Origin of the sequence: Enterobacter cloacae complex sp. 402C9, assembly GCF_050030745.1 — a bacterium.
Lineage (GTDB): Bacteria > Pseudomonadota > Gammaproteobacteria > Enterobacterales > Enterobacteriaceae > Enterobacter > Enterobacter intestinihominis.
In genome coordinates, this window is the sequence record NZ_JBLGUW010000001.1 from 2,682,826 (window position 1) to 2,697,418 (window position 14,593).

A 14,593-nucleotide genomic window follows, 5' to 3' on the forward strand; every position below is an offset into this window, starting at 1 on the left:
TTATTTCTTTCCGCTCACCTCAAGATGCTGTTTTAATAAATTCTCCGGTGGCGGCGGAAGCTGTAAATAATAGCCCTGCTCGGTTAACGCCTTTTTGACTTTCTCCAGATCGGCGTTCACCAGCTTCTTACGGCCGTCCAGCGGCAGCAGCATCGCCAGTTGCGGTCGGCCAAAGCTTTTCATTAATTCCTCAGGCACGCGGGAAAAATCGTCTTTCTTTTCGACATAAAGGTAGGTCTGGTCGCGGCTGGTACTTCTGTAGATCACACAAAACATGTTTTTACTCTGAATTAATGGGTGGTTGCTTGCCTCTATATACTCCTGACTATAACATGCCTGATACTCTTCGGAATATCGCGGCGATGTGTTGCGGTTAATAGCAAATTGAGTAAGGCCAGGATGTCAAATACGCCCATCGAGCTTAAAGGCAGTAGCTTCACCTTATCAGTGGTTCATTTGCATGATGCAAAACCCGAGGTTATTCGTCAGGCGTTAGAAGACAAAATCGCGCAGGCTCCCGCTTTTCTTAAGCATGCTCCTGTTGTCGTTAATGTAAGCGACCTTGAGGGGCCGGTTAACTGGAAGCGACTCCAGCAGGCCGTCGTCTCCACGGGGTTGCGCATCGTGGGTATAAGCGGCTGTAAAGACGCAGAGTTAAAAGCCGAAATTGAACGCGCGGGTTTGCCCTTGTTAAACGAGGGTAAAGAAAAATCCCCGCGCGCAACGCCTGCAACCGTTCCCGCTCCCCCGCCTTCGGCGCAAAATGTAGCCCCAGTCACAAAAACGCGATTGATTGATCTGCCGGTTCGTTCCGGTCAGCGCATTTATGCGCCAAACTGTGATCTGATTGTTACAAGCCACGTCAGTGCGGGCGCAGAACTGATTGCAGACGGCAATATTCACGTTTACGGTATGATGCGTGGGCGTGCGCTTGCGGGCGCCAGCGGCGATCGAGAAGCACAAATTTTTTGTACTCACCTGACGGCAGAACTGGTGTCTATCGCAGGTGAATATTGGCTGAGCGATAAAATCCCAGCCGAATTTTATGGCAAAGCGGCTCGTCTGCAGCTGGCAGATAACGCTTTGACCGTTCAACCGTTAAATTGATCCCTTTTAACAAGGAATTTCTATGGCACGCATTATTGTTGTGACTTCGGGTAAAGGAGGCGTTGGCAAGACCACCTCCAGCGCGGCCATCGCTACTGGTTTGGCCCAGAAGGGAAAGAAAACCGTCGTAATCGACTTCGATATCGGTCTGCGTAACCTGGACCTGATCATGGGTTGCGAGCGTCGCGTGGTGTATGACTTCGTGAACGTCATTCAGGGCGATGCCACGCTTAACCAGGCGCTAATTAAAGATAAGCGTACCGAGAACCTCTACATTCTCCCGGCGTCCCAGACCCGTGATAAAGACGCGCTGACCCGTGAAGGCGTGGAAAAGGTCCTCGACGATCTGAAAAAGATGGAGTTCGACTTCGTGGTCTGCGACTCCCCGGCCGGTATCGAAACCGGCGCGCTGATGGCGCTCTACTTCGCGGATGAAGCCATCATCACTACTAACCCGGAAGTCTCGTCAGTACGTGACTCCGACCGTATTCTCGGCATTCTGGCCTCGAAATCTCGTCGCGCGGAAAATGGCCAGGAGCCGATCAAAGAGCACCTTCTGCTGACCCGCTACAACCCGGGTCGGGTGAACAAAGGTGACATGCTGAGCATGGAAGACGTGCTGGAGATCCTGCGCATCAAACTGGTTGGCGTGATCCCGGAAGATCAGTCCGTATTGCGCGCCTCTAACCAGGGCGAGCCCGTGATCCTGGATACACAGGCAGACGCGGGTAAAGCGTATGCGGATACCGTTGACCGTCTGCTGGGAGAAGAACGTCCTTTCCGCTTCATTGAAGAAGAGAAGAAAGGTTTCCTCAAACGCCTGTTCGGAGGATAAGTTATGGCATTACTGGACTTTTTTCTCTCGCGGAAAAAAAGCACCGCCAACATCGCAAAAGAACGTCTGCAAATCATTGTGGCGGAACGTCGTCGTAGCGACGCCGAACCGCACTACCTGCCGCAGCTGCGCAAAGACATTCTGGAAGTGATCTGCAAATACGTACAGATCGACCCGGAAATGGTCACCGTTCAGCTGGAGCAAAAAGACGGGGATATTTCGATTCTGGAGCTGAACGTGACGCTTCCGGAAGCGGAAGAGTCGCGTTAATCCGTTTGTGGTTTTGTAGGCCGGGCAAGCATCGTACCGCCCGGCAATTTCCCCGGTGGCGCGGCGCTTACCGGGGCTACAATTCTTTAGCGCGGATACCCTTCCAGCAGGGTGTTCAGGCGTTCAGCCATCAGTTCCCCCCGCCATCCGGCGACCAGTTCAGGTAAACCATTTTGCGGTTTCAACTTCCAATGCCAGTTCAGCAGCTGGTTAATCTGACGACGTGAAGCCAGCAGTTCGGCGCTCAGTTTGCTTTCCCCCGCCACCGTCTGCACCAGCGCTTTGATATCTTTGAACGCCTTGCGGTAGCCCGGCATATCCATCAGGTTAAGCAGTGGTTCTGGCAGTGCGTCCTCCGGCAGCTGCTGAGCTTTCTCTACCAGCGCGAGCAGCGTTTTACCGTGGAAACGGATCTCACTCCCGGAAAGGCCAATGCTGTCCAGTTCGCCAAGGCTACCCGGCATATAGCGCGCCACCGCCCACAGGTGTTCTTCACGCACCACGAAGTTAACCGCCAGATCGCGCTCACGCGCTTTACGCAGCCGCCAGTCAGCCAGCAGTTGCAGACAGGCCAGTTGACGGGTGCGCAGCTGCCAGGCGTTAGTGATGTCACGCCAGGCCTCTTTCGGATCAACCACTTCCTGACGACGCTGCTGCGTCATGCGGCACTCGTCCAGGGCGGCAGACAGCCAACCGGACGCCTCAGCCTCTTTCATAAGCTGGCCAGCAATCGGCAGCAGGTAGAATACATCTGCCGCGGCGTATTCAAGCTGACGCGCCGTCAGCGGGCGCGCGAGCCAGTCGGTACGCGATTCGCTCTTATCCAGCGTCAGACCGGTGTACTCTTCCACCATCGCCGCGAAGCCCCAGGAGAGCGGACGACCGCTGAACGCCGCGAGGATCTGGGTATCAATCAGCGGCTGCGGCATGATGCCAAAGGTGTTGAGAAAGACTTCCAGATCTTCACTGCCGGCGTGCAGATATTTGGTCACGGCGGTATCAAGCAACAGCTCGCGCATTGGCGCCCAGTCGGTAATGCCGAGGGGGTCAATCAACGACACGTGTTTGCCGTCATACATCTGGATCAGGCCCAGTTGCGGGTAGTACGTGCGGGTACGGACAAATTCCGTATCCAGGGCGATAGCGGGGAAATCACGCGTCACCTCGCACAGCGAAGCCAGCTCGTCGTTGGTAGTGATCATCTGGTAATTCAAATCGGACTCTCTTTTGTTTGCGCCCATAAAAAACGCCGGCTTAACCGGCGTCTGGGCGATTAACGTGAAGCTCAGGCCTTATTGTCCACTTTGGCACGGGCTTCGTCACGTAATTCTCGTCGTAATATCTTCCCGACGTTGGATTTCGGCAGCTCATCGCGGAATTCCACCAGCTTCGGCACTTTATAGCCCGTCAGCTGCCGGCGACAAAACGTTATCAGCGCTTCCTCGGTAAGAGAAGGATCTTTCTTGACCACAAATATCTTCACCGCTTCACCACTGCTGCCGGAAGGAACCCCCACCGCTGCCACTTCCAGCACGCCGCTGTGCTGCATCACCACGTCTTCGATTTCGTTCGGATAGACGTTGAAACCGGAAACGAGGATCATGTCTTTCTTGCGATCGACGATACGCAGAAAACCTTCGTCATCCATCACCGCGATGTCGCCGGTGTACAGCCAGCCGTCTTTGATGATCTCATCCGTGGCATCTGGGCGCTGCCAGTAGCCCAGCATCACCTGCGGCCCTCTGACGCACAGCTCGCCCGGTTCGCCGTGAGGCACTTCGTTACCCTCATCGTCCACCAGTTTAGCTTCCGTCGACGGGACCGGCAGACCGATACTGCCGCTGTGGTAGTCGATGTCATGCGGGTTGACGCTGACCAGCGGGGCGCACTCCGTCAGACCATAGCCTTCCAGCAGATACTGTCCGGTGAGTTTTACCCAGCGCTCGGCAACCGCCTGCTGAACCGGCATCCCGCCGCCCGCAGAAAGATGCAGCGTGGAGAAATCGAGCTGCTGGAACTCTTTATTGTTAAGCAGCGCGTTAAACAGGGTGTTCACGCCGGTCATGGCGGTGAACGGGTATTTCGCCAGCTCTTTAACCAGCCCCGGAATGTCGCGCGGGTTGGTGATCAATACGTTTTGACCGCCAAGCTCGATAAACAGCAGGCAGTTCATGGTCAGCGCAAAAATGTGATACAGCGGAAGCGCGGTGATCACCAGCTCCTTGCCCGGGTGCAGTAGCGGCCCGTAGGTGGCGTTCACCTGTTCAAGGTTCGCCAGCATGTTACGATGGGTCAGCATCGCCCCTTTAGCCACGCCGGTGGTACCGCCGGTGTATTGCAGGAAAGCCAGATCTTCTGACACGATCTCCGGCTTAACGTACTGCATCCGATAGCCCGCATGCAGCGCGCGGCGGAAAGAGATGGCATCCGGCAGGTGGTATTTCGGCACCAGCCGCTTAACGTATTTCACGACAAAGTTGACCAGCGTACCTTTCGCGGAAGAGAGCTGGTCGCCCATGCGCGTCAGAATGACGTGCTTAACCTGAGTTCTTTCAACGACTTTTTCCAGCGTGTGGGCAAAGTTGGAGACAATCACAATCGCCGCCGCACCGCTGTCATTCAACTGATGTTCCAGCTCGCGTGGGGTATAGAGCGGGTTAACGTTAACCACGATCATCCCCGCCCTGAGGATCCCGAACAGCGCCACCGGGTATTGCAGCAGGTTTGGCATCATCAGCGCGACGCGATCCCCTTTCTGCAAGCCCAACCCTTCCTGTAAATAGGCCGCAAACGCCCGGCTGCGCTCTTCCAGCTTACGGAAAGTCATCACTTCGCCCATATTCACAAATGCGGGCTGGTCAGCGTAGCGCCGTACCGAGTGTTCAAATAATTCAATCAGGGATTGATAACGGTCAGGATTGATCTCCGCAGGGACATCCGCGGGATAACGGTTAAGCCAAACCTTTTTCAATGCATCACCTCTGAAATGAGTGTTCGTCGTCATCACAGCCCCGATAATAAACAGTTTGTTAACATTATATTAACTCAGCGTACCAGTTTATTAATTGCTCAGATTGCAGGTTGCGAAGCGCGTCACTCTTTTTTTTCGTTTTGTCCGTAAAAAAACAGAGACAGCGGCTGAGCCGCTGTCTCTTTCCTAACAATAACAGTAAGTTACTCAGTTACGATTGTTTGAACCTGTGCAGGGCCTGGATTGTACCAACCCCAGCCACCGTAGCCGTAACGATACGGATGTGGACCCCACATCCACGGATCGATTGGCTGTGGCGGCATCACCACCTGCTGGGCGATACGCCAGCGTTTGTAGCCGTTCACCTGCATGGTCATAAATTTGTATGGCGTATTGCCGATTTTCCCCGCCACCGAACCGGTAATCGGCCCGACGACGGTCACCAGCTGCCCGCGGAAATCTACCGGATCGAGGAAGCCGCTGACGTCAGCGTAGATCCGCCCGCGCGAGGCTTCACCCAGAACAGGCCGTGCGCCGCTGTCCAGTGGAACGGTGGCAATCTCCAGCCGGGTTTTCCCCTGCTGGTTTAGCACTTCAACCACCTTGCCGCCAAAGCGCGCTTCCTGCCCGACATACAGCTCCGGAGCATTCATCACGCGTACCAGATCCTGCTGTGGCGTCGGGCTGGTGCCCTTGATCGCATCAGGAACGGTGACGCACCCGCTCAGTGCTATGGCAACCGCGCCTGCCATAAAAAAGCGTACAACTTTAGTCTGAACCGCCATGATGCGACTCCTTTTTCTCAGTTCCTGTTACTGAGATTCACTCGCGGCCAGGAAGTTTCTTCCACGCGACGGTGTTTCGTAAATAAACCGGCTCGGCGTGTTCAACGGCCACGGTTTTTCCTGCGGCAAGCTGCTGACAGGCAACAGGCAACATATCTTCGGCGGCAGGCAGGAGCATGTTACCGTCCACCAGCGTAAGGCCGGTGTCCTTCGCCATCTCAGGCCATGCCGGCCAGCCGGTTCCGACCGTCGCCCACTCACCGGTGAGCTGTTTCAGGCGCTCGGTGACGGCTTCAGGTTTAAGCACGGCTTCCGACTCTTCGCCGTGCCAGACGCCGTTTTCGTCACGGGTGTACTCCGCCCAGTAGACTTCACCCATGCGGGCATCAATCGCGGCCAGCACGCGGCTGGCGCCGGTCATGCGCCAGGCACCCTGAGCCATGGTCGCAAGCGTTGAAACGCCGATCATCGGCAGGTCAGCGCCCAGCGCCAGCCCCTGCGCAATGCCAATCCCGATACGTACGCCCGTAAAGCTGCCCGGGCCACGGCCGTAGGCCAGCGCGTCGAGGTCAGTCAGGGCGGTGTTGCCCTCGGTTAAAATGGTTTTTACCAGGGGCAGAATACGTTGGGTGTGTTCCCGTGGGCACTCTTCGAAATGAGCAAAAGTCGTACCGTCGTTCCACAGGGCAACGGAACAGGCCTCTGTCGCGGTATCAATAGCCAGAATTCGCATCAGTCGTCGCGCTCTCGCAATGGTCAGTCACAAAATGGCGCGCATCTTAACACACTCCGGGAAGAATTACTCCGCCGTCGGGTTCGCCAGGAAGCGGACCGCGCGTTTAATATCCCGCGTGCGCGGCGCGGGCGGCAGGCTGGCGAGGAAGGTGGCGCCGTAGGGACGCATCACCAGGCGATTGTCGCAGATCACCAGCACTCCGCGGTCGGTGACGTCGCGTATCAGTCGCCCTACCCCCTGTTTAAGCGTGATAACCGCGTCCGGCAACTGGACGTCGTCGAACGGATCGCCCCCGCGCAGACGGCAGTCCTCCATGCGTGCTTTCAGGAGCGGATCGTCCGGCGATGTGAATGGCAGCTTATCGATAATCACCAGCGAGAGCGTATCGCCGCGCACGTCCACCCCTTCCCAGAAGCTGCTGGTCGCCACCAGCAGGGCATTACCGGCGCTGACAAACTGCTGGAGCAGCTGGCCTTTGCTGGTTTCCCCCTGCAACAGCACCGGCAACGTCATGGTCGCGCGGAACTGCTCGGCCAGATCGCGCATCATGGCGTGAGAGGTGCAGAGCATAAAGCAGCGTCCGTTGTTGGCCTCAATCATCGGCTTTAGCATGGCCGCCAGATGGCGCGCCGCCCCTGGCTGGTTAGGCAGCGGCAGATTGCGTGGCACGCACAGCAGCGCCTGTTTCTCATAGTCGAACGGGCTTGGGAGGAGTAAGGATTCAGCCTGCTCAATGCCGAGACGCTCGGTAAAGTGGTGCAGATCGTCGTTGACCGACAGCGTGGCCGAGGTAAAGACCCAGGTGCCGGGCTTTTGCGCCATCACCTCTTTGAATTTATCGGCAACGGTCAGCGGCGTGAGCGCCAGGGTGAAGTGGCGCGAGGTACATTCATACCAGTAGCTGTAGCCCGGCTGGTTGATCTCTTTCAGCCGCTTCAGCCGCCCACGGTAGAGCGTGGCCCGCTCGAAGGCGGCGTCCAGCAGCGCTGAACGTCCGAGGGATAGCTTCGCCACGTCGTAACAGAGTTCAAGGGCATCATCGAGCAGCAGCAGCGCGCGCTGGATATTTTTGTCCGCGAGCAGTTCGCGCAGGTTGCCGCGATAGCCCGGCTCGCCAAGCTGTAAGCGGAAATCCTGTGCGCATTGCGCCAGGCGGTCCGCGCACTTCTGCAACTGCTGGGTATCTTTGAGCTCGGTGCGATAGGCAATAGTAATATCTTTCGCCAGATCCTGAAGCTGACGGCTGGAGAGCGACTGGCCAAAATACTGGCTGGCGATGTCCGGTAGCTGATGGGCTTCATCGAAGATCATCACCTCCGCCTCCGGGATCAGCTCGCCGAAACCACTGTCCTTGACCACCATATCCGCAAGAAACAGGTGATGGTTCACCACCACCACGTCGGCGTCCATCGCCGTTTTACGCGCTTTCACCACAAAGCAGTCTTTATACAGCGGGCAGTCGCTGCCGAGGCAGTTGTCGTTGGTGCTGGTCACCAGCGGCCAGGCCGGGGAGTCTTCCGGCACGCTCGCGCAGGTGCTGATGTCCCCCTCCTCCGTCTGGTTGGCCCAGGCGCGCAGGACGATCACATCGCTGAGTGTTTGTACCGGCAGGTCACCGCCCGCCAGTGCCTGCTGTTCGAGACGCTCCAGACACAGATAGTTAGAACGCCCTTTCAGCAAGGCCAGACGCCCTTTGTATTTCAGCGCTTTCGCCACCGTGGGTAAATCGCGGCTGTAGAGCTGATCCTGGAGCGCTTTTGATCCCGTAGAGATGATCACCTTTTTTTTCGCCCGCAGCGCAGGAGCGAGGTAAGCGTAGGTTTTCCCCGTACCGGTGCCGGCCTCCACAACCAGCGGCTGCGCCTTGTCGATGGCGTGCGCGACGGCATGCGCCATCTGACGTTGGGGTTCGCGCGGTTTAAAACCGGGAATTGCCTGTGCTAACTGACCTTCAGGGGAAAAATCGTCTGCCACGGTGTTCTCTCACTGTATTTTTGCACAGGGATTATGTCAGCCCCTTCTCTCCGGTGCCACCCCAAATAGTGACGACGGCGGAACAATATGGCAGTCTTGCCGCCTGACGATGAAAGATAACGAGGATACGTTTATGACAATTACGCGCATTGATGCCGAAGCCCGCTGGTCTGATGTGGTGATCCACAACCAGACGCTGTACTACACCGGTGTCCCTGCCAATCTGGACGCCGACGCCTTCGAGCAAACCGCTAACACCCTGGCGCAGATCGACGCCGTACTGGAAAAACAGGGCAGCGATAAATCCCGCATTCTGGACGCGACGATTTTCCTGGCGAATAAAGACGACTTCGCGGAGATGAATAAAGCCTGGGATGCGTGGGTAGTGGCGGGTCACGCGCCTGTACGCTGCACCGTACAGGCCACGCTGATGAAACCGGAGTATAAGGTGGAGATTAAGATTATCGCGGCAGTTTAAGCCCGGTTATTCATCTTCATCTTCAAATCGCGCCACAATCCGTTCGCCGGTATGACTGGCGCGAATTTCCTGAGCGACGACGGTGATCGCTTCTCCGCTGCTCATACCCTGGCCCATCAGTTCCTGAATCCGCTCTACCGCTTTCTGCTGTTGGTCATGACTGAGAGAAGGTAAACCTGCAAACATCGTTAACTCCTGCTAAATTATTCGCGCTAATTATTTCACGCTACCCGGTAGTATGCCATACATGAACATGCGCTTCCCCACTGTTATGACCTTACCCTGGCGTGCAGACGCCGCCGAGTTCTGGTTTGCCCGTCTGAGCCACCTTCCTTTTGCCATGCTGCTGCACTCCGGGCATGCGGATCACCCCTACAGCCGCTTTGATATTCTGGTGGCCGACCCGGTTAAAACGCTGACGACCGATGCGCTGTCACCCACGGACGATCCGCTGATGCGGCTTCAGAACGAGATCCATGCTCTGGGCTTATCTGCCACACCGGATCCGGATCTGCCTTTCCAGGGGGGCGCGCTGGGCCTGTTTGGTTACGATCTGGGTCGCCGTTTCGAAAAGCTGCCCGAGCATGCGCAGGCGGATATTTCCCTGCCGGATATGGCGGTGGGGCTGTATGACTGGGCGCTAATCGTGGATCACCGTAAGCAGACGGTTTCCCTGCTTAGCCACCGAGACGTGCAGGCGCGTCTGGCCTGGCTTGAGGCGCAACGGCCCGCCACAGCGGAACACTTTATGCTGACCTCTGGCTGGCACTCGAACATGAGCGCGGCGGAATATGCGGAAAAATTCTCTCGCGTGCAGGCGTATCTTCACAGCGGCGACTGTTATCAGGTCAACCTTGCCCAGCGTTTCCAGGCGGCGTACCGGGGAGACGAATGGCAGGCATTTACCCGCCTCAATGCCAGCAATAAGGCCCCGTTTAGCGCATTTTTACGCCTTGAACACGGCGCCATCCTCAGCCTTTCGCCTGAGCGTTTTATTCATCTGGCTGACGGTATTATTCAGACCCGCCCGATCAAGGGCACCCTGCCGCGCCTTGCCGATGCTAACGCCGACCGCCAGCAGGCGGAGACGCTGGCGGCCTCGCCGAAAGATCGCGCTGAAAACCTGATGATTGTCGATCTGATGCGCAATGATATTGGCCGCGTCGCCGAGCCGGGCAGCGTGCGCGTGCCGGAGCTGTTCGTTGTGGAGCCTTTCCCGGCGGTACATCATCTGGTCAGTACTATCACTGCACGCCTGCCGGCCTCGCGGACCGCCTGCGATCTGCTCCGCGCCGCGTTTCCGGGCGGCTCCATCACCGGCGCGCCGAAGGTCCGCGCGATGGAGATCATCGACGAACTGGAACCGCATCGCCGCAACGCCTGGTGCGGCAGCATCGGCTATGTGAGCCTGTGCGGAACCATGGATACCAGCATCACTATTCGCACCCTGACGGCCTGCGACGGTAACCTTTACTGTTCCGCAGGCGGCGGCATTGTAGCCGACAGCCAGGCCGGGGCGGAATATCAGGAAACCTTTGATAAAGTGAATCGTATCCTGAAACAACTGGAGAACTCACGGTGAAGAAAGACAACCTGACGCTGGATGATTTTCTGTCGCGTTTTCAGCTTCTGCGGCCCCAGGTTAACCGCGCCGCGCTGAATCAACGTCAGGCGGCGGTACTGATCCCGGTCGTGCGTCGTGAACAGCCGGGTCTGTTGCTTACCCAGCGCTCACCGCATATGCGAAAACACGCCGGTCAGGTTGCGTTTCCGGGCGGCGCGGTGGACAGCACCGATGCTTCCCTGATTGCCGCCGCGCTGCGCGAAGCGCATGAGGAGGTGGCGATCCCCCCGGAGGCGGTCGAGGTAATTGGCGTGCTGCCGCCAGTGGACAGCGTAACCGGTTTTCAGGTTACGCCGGTCGTCGGCATTATTCCGCCCGATCTTCAGTATCACGCCAGCGTCGATGAAGTTTCAGCGGTGTTCGAAATGCCGCTTGAAGAGGCCCTTCGTCTGGGCCGCTATCATCCTCTGGATATTCACCGCCGCGGGCACGATCATCGGGTCTGGCTGTCGTGGTATCAGCATTATTTTGTCTGGGGCATGACGGCAGGCATCATTCGTGAGCTTGCGCTACAAATCGGCCTGAAGCCTTGACTATACTTTACATTCCACCCTTTTCTGGCAGGTTTGCGATCGGCGTCGCGCTATTAGCTAAACCATCGTTAACCATTAGTTTAATTCATGTGAATAGTTAAGCCGAGGTTAGTGTTCCCTCTTACACTATGCGCAGTTATAACATCGTTACTGGAACCCCAGTAACCCTGTCAGGAGTGTGAAAGTGATTAGTATATTCGACATGTTCAAAGTGGGGATTGGTCCATCTTCTTCCCACACTGTAGGGCCGATGAAGGCCGGTAAACAGTTCGTCGATGATCTGGTCGAAAAAGGATTACTGGAAAGCGTTACCCGTGTCGCCGTAGACGTTTACGGTTCACTGTCATTAACGGGTAAAGGCCACCACACCGATATCGCCATTATTATGGGTCTGGCGGGCAATATGCCGGACACAGTTGATATTGATGCCATTCCGGCATTTATCCGCGACGTGGAAACGCGCGGTCGTCTGCTGCTGGCTAACGGTCAGCACGAAGTGGACTTCCCGCAGGATGACGGGATGCGTTTTCGTAGCGACAACCTGCCGCTGCATGAAAACGGTATGACCATCCACGCCTGGAGCGGCGAAAAAGAGATCTACAGTAAAACCTACTACTCCATCGGCGGCGGCTTTATCGTTGACGAAGAACACTTTGGCAAAGAGAGCGCGGGCGATGTGAATGTGCCCTATCCGTTTAAATCTGCCACCGAGATGTTGGCCTATTGCAAAGAGACCGGTCTGTCCCTGTCCGGCATGGTGATGCAGAACGAACTGGCGCTGCACAGCAAGAAAGAGATCGAAGACTATTTTGCTAACGTGTGGCAAACCATGCGCGCCTGTATTGACCGCGGGATGAACACCGAGGGTGTTCTGCCTGGGCCTCTGCGCGTACCGCGTCGTGCCTCTGCGCTGCGCCGCATGCTGGTCACCACCGACAAATTCTCCAATGACCCTATGAATGTGGTTGACTGGGTGAACATGTTTGCGCTGGCGGTTAACGAAGAGAACGCAGCGGGCGGTCGCGTGGTGACGGCGCCAACCAACGGCGCGTGCGGTATCGTTCCGGCGGTGCTGGCCTACTACGATCACTTTATTGAGCCCGTGACACCGGAGATCTATATCCGTTATTTCCTCGCGGCAGGCGCTATCGGCGCGCTGTACAAGATGAATGCCTCCATCTCCGGTGCCGAAGTAGGCTGTCAGGGTGAAGTGGGCGTGGCCTGCTCTATGGCGGCGGCCGGTCTGGCGGAACTGCTGGGCGCAAGCCCTGAGCAGGTGTGCGTGGCGGCGGAAATCGGCATGGAGCACAACCTCGGTCTGACCTGTGACCCGGTTGCCGGCCAGGTGCAAGTACCGTGCATTGAGCGTAACGCCATCGCCTCCGTCAAAGCGATCAACGCCTCGCGTATGGCGATGCGCCGTACCAGCGAGCCACGCGTGTCACTGGATAAGGTTATTGAAACAATGTACGAAACCGGCAAGGACATGAACGCGAAGTACCGTGAGACTTCGCGCGGCGGTCTGGCCATTAAGGTGCAGTGCGACTAAACCTTCCTTTTCGCCCATCTGCAACAGATGGGCGAATTTTCCCACCGCCTCTCGTCGCTTCACGTTTTCCCCACTACACTGTCACTGTTGCGTCTGGCTTTTCCGGCCGGTGCTTATCAGGCGACCGTTCATGCAAACTGCACAAACGATCATTAAAGACTATCGCCGAAAACGCGTTATCGTCTGTGTTACGGTTGCGCTCGTTACGCTCGTCCTGACGCTGGGCATTCGCTTTATTTCACAGCGCAACATTAATCAGGATCGGATCCACGACTTTACTCACCACACCGTGCGTGCGCTTGATAAGGTGCTTCTTGCGTTAGAAACCCAGCGTGAAACTCTACGTTTTCTGGTTGATATGCCCTGCGCTGAAGCGAATCCGATTCTGCGAAAACAGGCGGCGATCCTCCAGACCGTGCGCTCCATCGCCCTCGTCAAAGACGGAATACTGTATTGCTCGAGCGTATTTGGCAGCCGAAATATGCCCGTCAGTGACATTGAGCCGATGCTTCCGTCCAGTGAACCCAGGCTGATCTTGTTGACCGATCGGTGGCTGTTAAAGGGCAGTCCGGTACTGATTCAGTGGTCACCCCTTGCGGGCGACGGCAGTGACGGGTTGATGGAGGTAGTGAATATCGATCTCATCACCAAAATGATTCTGGAGCCACAGCGGCCACAAATCACCGACGTGGTCCTGAGAGTAGGCGATAATTTTCTCCGCGACGGGCAGCAGGTGACGAATACGCCGACCTTCGATGAACACGCCTCCCTGCTGGAACAGTCTTCACAGCACTACCCTTTCAGCGTCACGGTCAGCGGCCCGGGGGCAGGCCAAATGGCATTGAAAAATCTGCCTACCCAGCTACCGCTGGCGTTGATGCTCAGTTTACTGATGGGCTATATCGCCTGGCTTGCCACGGCGCGACGCATAAGTTTCACCTGGGAAATTAATATGGGGATTGCTGCCCGGGAGTTTGAACTCTTCTGCCAGCCGCTGGTAAACGCCCGCACCCGGGAATGCGTTGGCGTCGAGATCCTCCTGCGCTGGAACAACCCGCGTCAGGGCTGGATTTCTCCCGATGTCTTTATCCCCCTGGCTGAAGAACATAGCCTGATTGTTCCGCTTACCCGCTACGTCATCAGCGAAACGGTGCGGCAGATAGGCTTTTTCCCGGCCTCACGGGATTTCCATATTGGCATCAACGTGGCCGCCAGCCATTTTCGCCGCGCTGCGCTGATCCGGGATCTCAACCGCATCTGGTTTAAGGCGAACCCTGTTCAAAAGTTGATTGTAGAGTTAACCGAACGCGATGCGTTGCTCGATGTGGATTACCGCATCGTGCGGGAGCTGCATCGCAAAGGGGTGAAGCTTGCGATTGATGATTTTGGTACGGGCAATAGTTCTCTTTCGTGGCTTGAAAAACTTCACCCGGACGTGCTGAAAATTGATAAATCCTTCACCACCGCGATCGGCACCGACGCCGTGAACTCAACGGTAACGGATATTATTATTGCGCTGGGCCAGAGGTTGAATATTGAACTGGTTGCAGAAGGGGTTGAAACCGAGGAGCAGTCACGCTATTTGCGCCGCCACAGCGTACATATTTTGCAGGGGTACTTGTATGCGCGGCCGATGCCGCTGCGGGAGTTTCCGAAATGGCTGGCGGAAAGTAACCCTCCGCCAGCCCGTCACAACGGACACATCGTGCCTTTATTGCCGTTACGCTAGAT

15 protein-coding genes are annotated in these 14,593 nt (G+C 56.7%); 8 read left to right on the forward strand and 7 right to left on the reverse strand.

Translation table 11 applies throughout. The features are described from left to right. The gene (locus ACQG1K_RS12785) at positions 1 to 276 is read right to left on the reverse strand and encodes a YcgL domain-containing protein (protein WP_006810982.1); all 276 of its coding nucleotides are present in this window, start codon (positions 274 to 276) and stop codon (positions 1 to 3) included. Between the two features lie 123 nt (positions 277 to 399). Here ACQG1K_RS12785 and minC point away from each other — a divergent pair, with 123 nt between their 5' ends. From minC to minE, 3 genes are read left to right on the forward strand one after another with little or no spacing between them, the layout of a single operon-like run. Then, a complete protein-coding gene (gene minC / locus ACQG1K_RS12790; protein WP_022648434.1) occupies positions 400 to 1,107 on the forward strand; it encodes a septum site-determining protein MinC in 708 nt (235 codons plus the stop codon). A gap of 22 nt (positions 1,108 to 1,129) precedes the next feature. After that, complete coding sequence (minD, locus tag ACQG1K_RS12795; RefSeq protein ID WP_003859938.1) at positions 1,130 to 1,942, forward strand: septum site-determining protein MinD; 813 nt, start codon at positions 1,130 to 1,132, stop codon at positions 1,940 to 1,942. A 3-nt stretch (positions 1,943 to 1,945) separates the two neighbouring features. Continuing rightward, entirely contained in the window at positions 1,946 to 2,212 is a 267-nt protein-coding gene (gene minE / locus ACQG1K_RS12800) for a cell division topological specificity factor MinE (RefSeq protein WP_003859937.1), read from the forward strand. An 86-nt stretch (positions 2,213 to 2,298) separates the two neighbouring features. Here the strand turns inward: minE and rnd are convergent, their stop codons facing one another. From rnd to ACQG1K_RS12825, 5 genes are all read right to left on the reverse strand, one after another. Further along, positions 2,299 to 3,414 carry a ribonuclease D gene (rnd, locus tag ACQG1K_RS12805; RefSeq protein WP_123059168.1) on the reverse strand — a complete coding sequence of 372 codons (1,116 nt, stop codon included), beginning with the start codon at positions 3,412 to 3,414 and terminating at the stop codon, positions 2,299 to 2,301. A gap of 83 nt (positions 3,415 to 3,497) precedes the next feature. Further along, positions 3,498 to 5,183: a long-chain-fatty-acid--CoA ligase FadD gene (gene fadD / locus ACQG1K_RS12810; protein WP_367074337.1), complete on the reverse strand. Its 1,686-nt coding sequence runs from the start codon at positions 5,181 to 5,183 to the stop codon at positions 3,498 to 3,500. 203 nt (positions 5,184 to 5,386) lie between these two features. Beyond that, positions 5,387 to 5,968: a Slp family lipoprotein gene (locus tag ACQG1K_RS12815; protein ID WP_023300347.1), complete on the reverse strand. Its 582-nt coding sequence runs from the start codon at positions 5,966 to 5,968 to the stop codon at positions 5,387 to 5,389. Between the two features lie 37 nt (positions 5,969 to 6,005). Beyond that, positions 6,006 to 6,701 (reverse strand): tRNA (adenosine(37)-N6)-threonylcarbamoyltransferase complex dimerization subunit type 1 TsaB, encoded by a 696-nt coding sequence (tsaB, locus tag ACQG1K_RS12820; RefSeq protein WP_023300348.1) that lies wholly within the window; start codon positions 6,699 to 6,701, stop codon positions 6,006 to 6,008. 66 nt (positions 6,702 to 6,767) lie between these two features. After that, entirely contained in the window at positions 6,768 to 8,678 is a 1,911-nt protein-coding gene (locus ACQG1K_RS12825) for an ATP-dependent DNA helicase (protein ID WP_023303884.1), read from the reverse strand. Positions 8,679 to 8,811: 133 nt separating this feature from the next. Between ACQG1K_RS12825 and ACQG1K_RS12830 the strand changes: the two genes are divergently transcribed. After that, the gene (locus tag ACQG1K_RS12830) at positions 8,812 to 9,156 is read left to right on the forward strand and encodes a RidA family protein (protein ID WP_022648440.1); all 345 of its coding nucleotides are present in this window, start codon (positions 8,812 to 8,814) and stop codon (positions 9,154 to 9,156) included. 6 nt (positions 9,157 to 9,162) lie between these two features. Here ACQG1K_RS12830 and ACQG1K_RS12835 read toward each other — a convergent pair whose 3' ends face one another. After that, complete coding sequence (locus ACQG1K_RS12835; RefSeq protein ID WP_022648441.1) at positions 9,163 to 9,342, reverse strand: YoaH family protein; 180 nt, start codon at positions 9,340 to 9,342, stop codon at positions 9,163 to 9,165. Positions 9,343 to 9,403: 61 nt separating this feature from the next. On the opposite strand from ACQG1K_RS12835, the gene pabB reads away from it, so the two are divergent. From pabB to ACQG1K_RS12855, 4 genes are all read left to right on the forward strand, one after another. Next, a complete protein-coding gene (gene pabB, locus ACQG1K_RS12840; protein ID WP_032622420.1) occupies positions 9,404 to 10,738 on the forward strand; it encodes an aminodeoxychorismate synthase component 1 in 1,335 nt (444 codons plus the stop codon). After that, positions 10,735 to 11,313, forward strand: a complete 579-nt coding sequence (locus ACQG1K_RS12845; RefSeq protein ID WP_022648443.1) for a CoA pyrophosphatase — start codon at positions 10,735 to 10,737, stop codon at positions 11,311 to 11,313. Before pabB ends, ACQG1K_RS12845 begins: the two co-directional genes overlap by 4 nt. Positions 11,314 to 11,497: 184 nt before the next feature. After that, positions 11,498 to 12,862, forward strand: a complete 1,365-nt coding sequence (gene sdaA / locus ACQG1K_RS12850; RefSeq protein WP_022648444.1) for an L-serine ammonia-lyase — start codon at positions 11,498 to 11,500, stop codon at positions 12,860 to 12,862. 130 nt (positions 12,863 to 12,992) lie between these two features. Then, positions 12,993 to 14,591, forward strand: a complete 1,599-nt coding sequence (locus ACQG1K_RS12855; protein ID WP_023300353.1) for an EAL domain-containing protein — start codon at positions 12,993 to 12,995, stop codon at positions 14,589 to 14,591. The last annotated feature ends 2 nt before the right edge of the window (positions 14,592 to 14,593 follow it).

Excerpts from the sequence above, each read along its gene's own strand:
- ACQG1K_RS12785 (WP_006810982.1), bottom strand. The coding sequence starts at position 276 with ATGTTTTGTGTGATCTACAGAAGTACCAGCCGCGACCAGACCTACCTT.
- minC (WP_022648434.1), top strand. The coding sequence starts at position 400 with ATGTCAAATACGCCCATCGAGCTTAAAGGCAGTAGCTTCACCTTATCA.
- minD (WP_003859938.1), top strand. The coding sequence starts at position 1,130 with ATGGCACGCATTATTGTTGTGACTTCGGGTAAAGGAGGCGTTGGCAAG.
- minE (WP_003859937.1), top strand. The coding sequence starts at position 1,946 with ATGGCATTACTGGACTTTTTTCTCTCGCGGAAAAAAAGCACCGCCAAC.
- rnd (WP_123059168.1), bottom strand. The coding sequence starts at position 3,414 with ATGATCACTACCAACGACGAGCTGGCTTCGCTGTGCGAGGTGACGCGT.
- ACQG1K_RS12815 (WP_023300347.1), bottom strand. The coding sequence starts at position 5,968 with ATGGCGGTTCAGACTAAAGTTGTACGCTTTTTTATGGCAGGCGCGGTT.
- tsaB (WP_023300348.1), bottom strand. The coding sequence starts at position 6,701 with ATGCGAATTCTGGCTATTGATACCGCGACAGAGGCCTGTTCCGTTGCC.
- ACQG1K_RS12830 (WP_022648440.1), top strand. The coding sequence starts at position 8,812 with ATGACAATTACGCGCATTGATGCCGAAGCCCGCTGGTCTGATGTGGTG.
- ACQG1K_RS12835 (WP_022648441.1), bottom strand. The coding sequence starts at position 9,342 with ATGTTTGCAGGTTTACCTTCTCTCAGTCATGACCAACAGCAGAAAGCG.
- pabB (WP_032622420.1), top strand. The coding sequence starts at position 9,404 with ATGAACATGCGCTTCCCCACTGTTATGACCTTACCCTGGCGTGCAGAC.
- ACQG1K_RS12855 (WP_023300353.1), top strand. The coding sequence starts at position 12,993 with ATGCAAACTGCACAAACGATCATTAAAGACTATCGCCGAAAACGCGTT.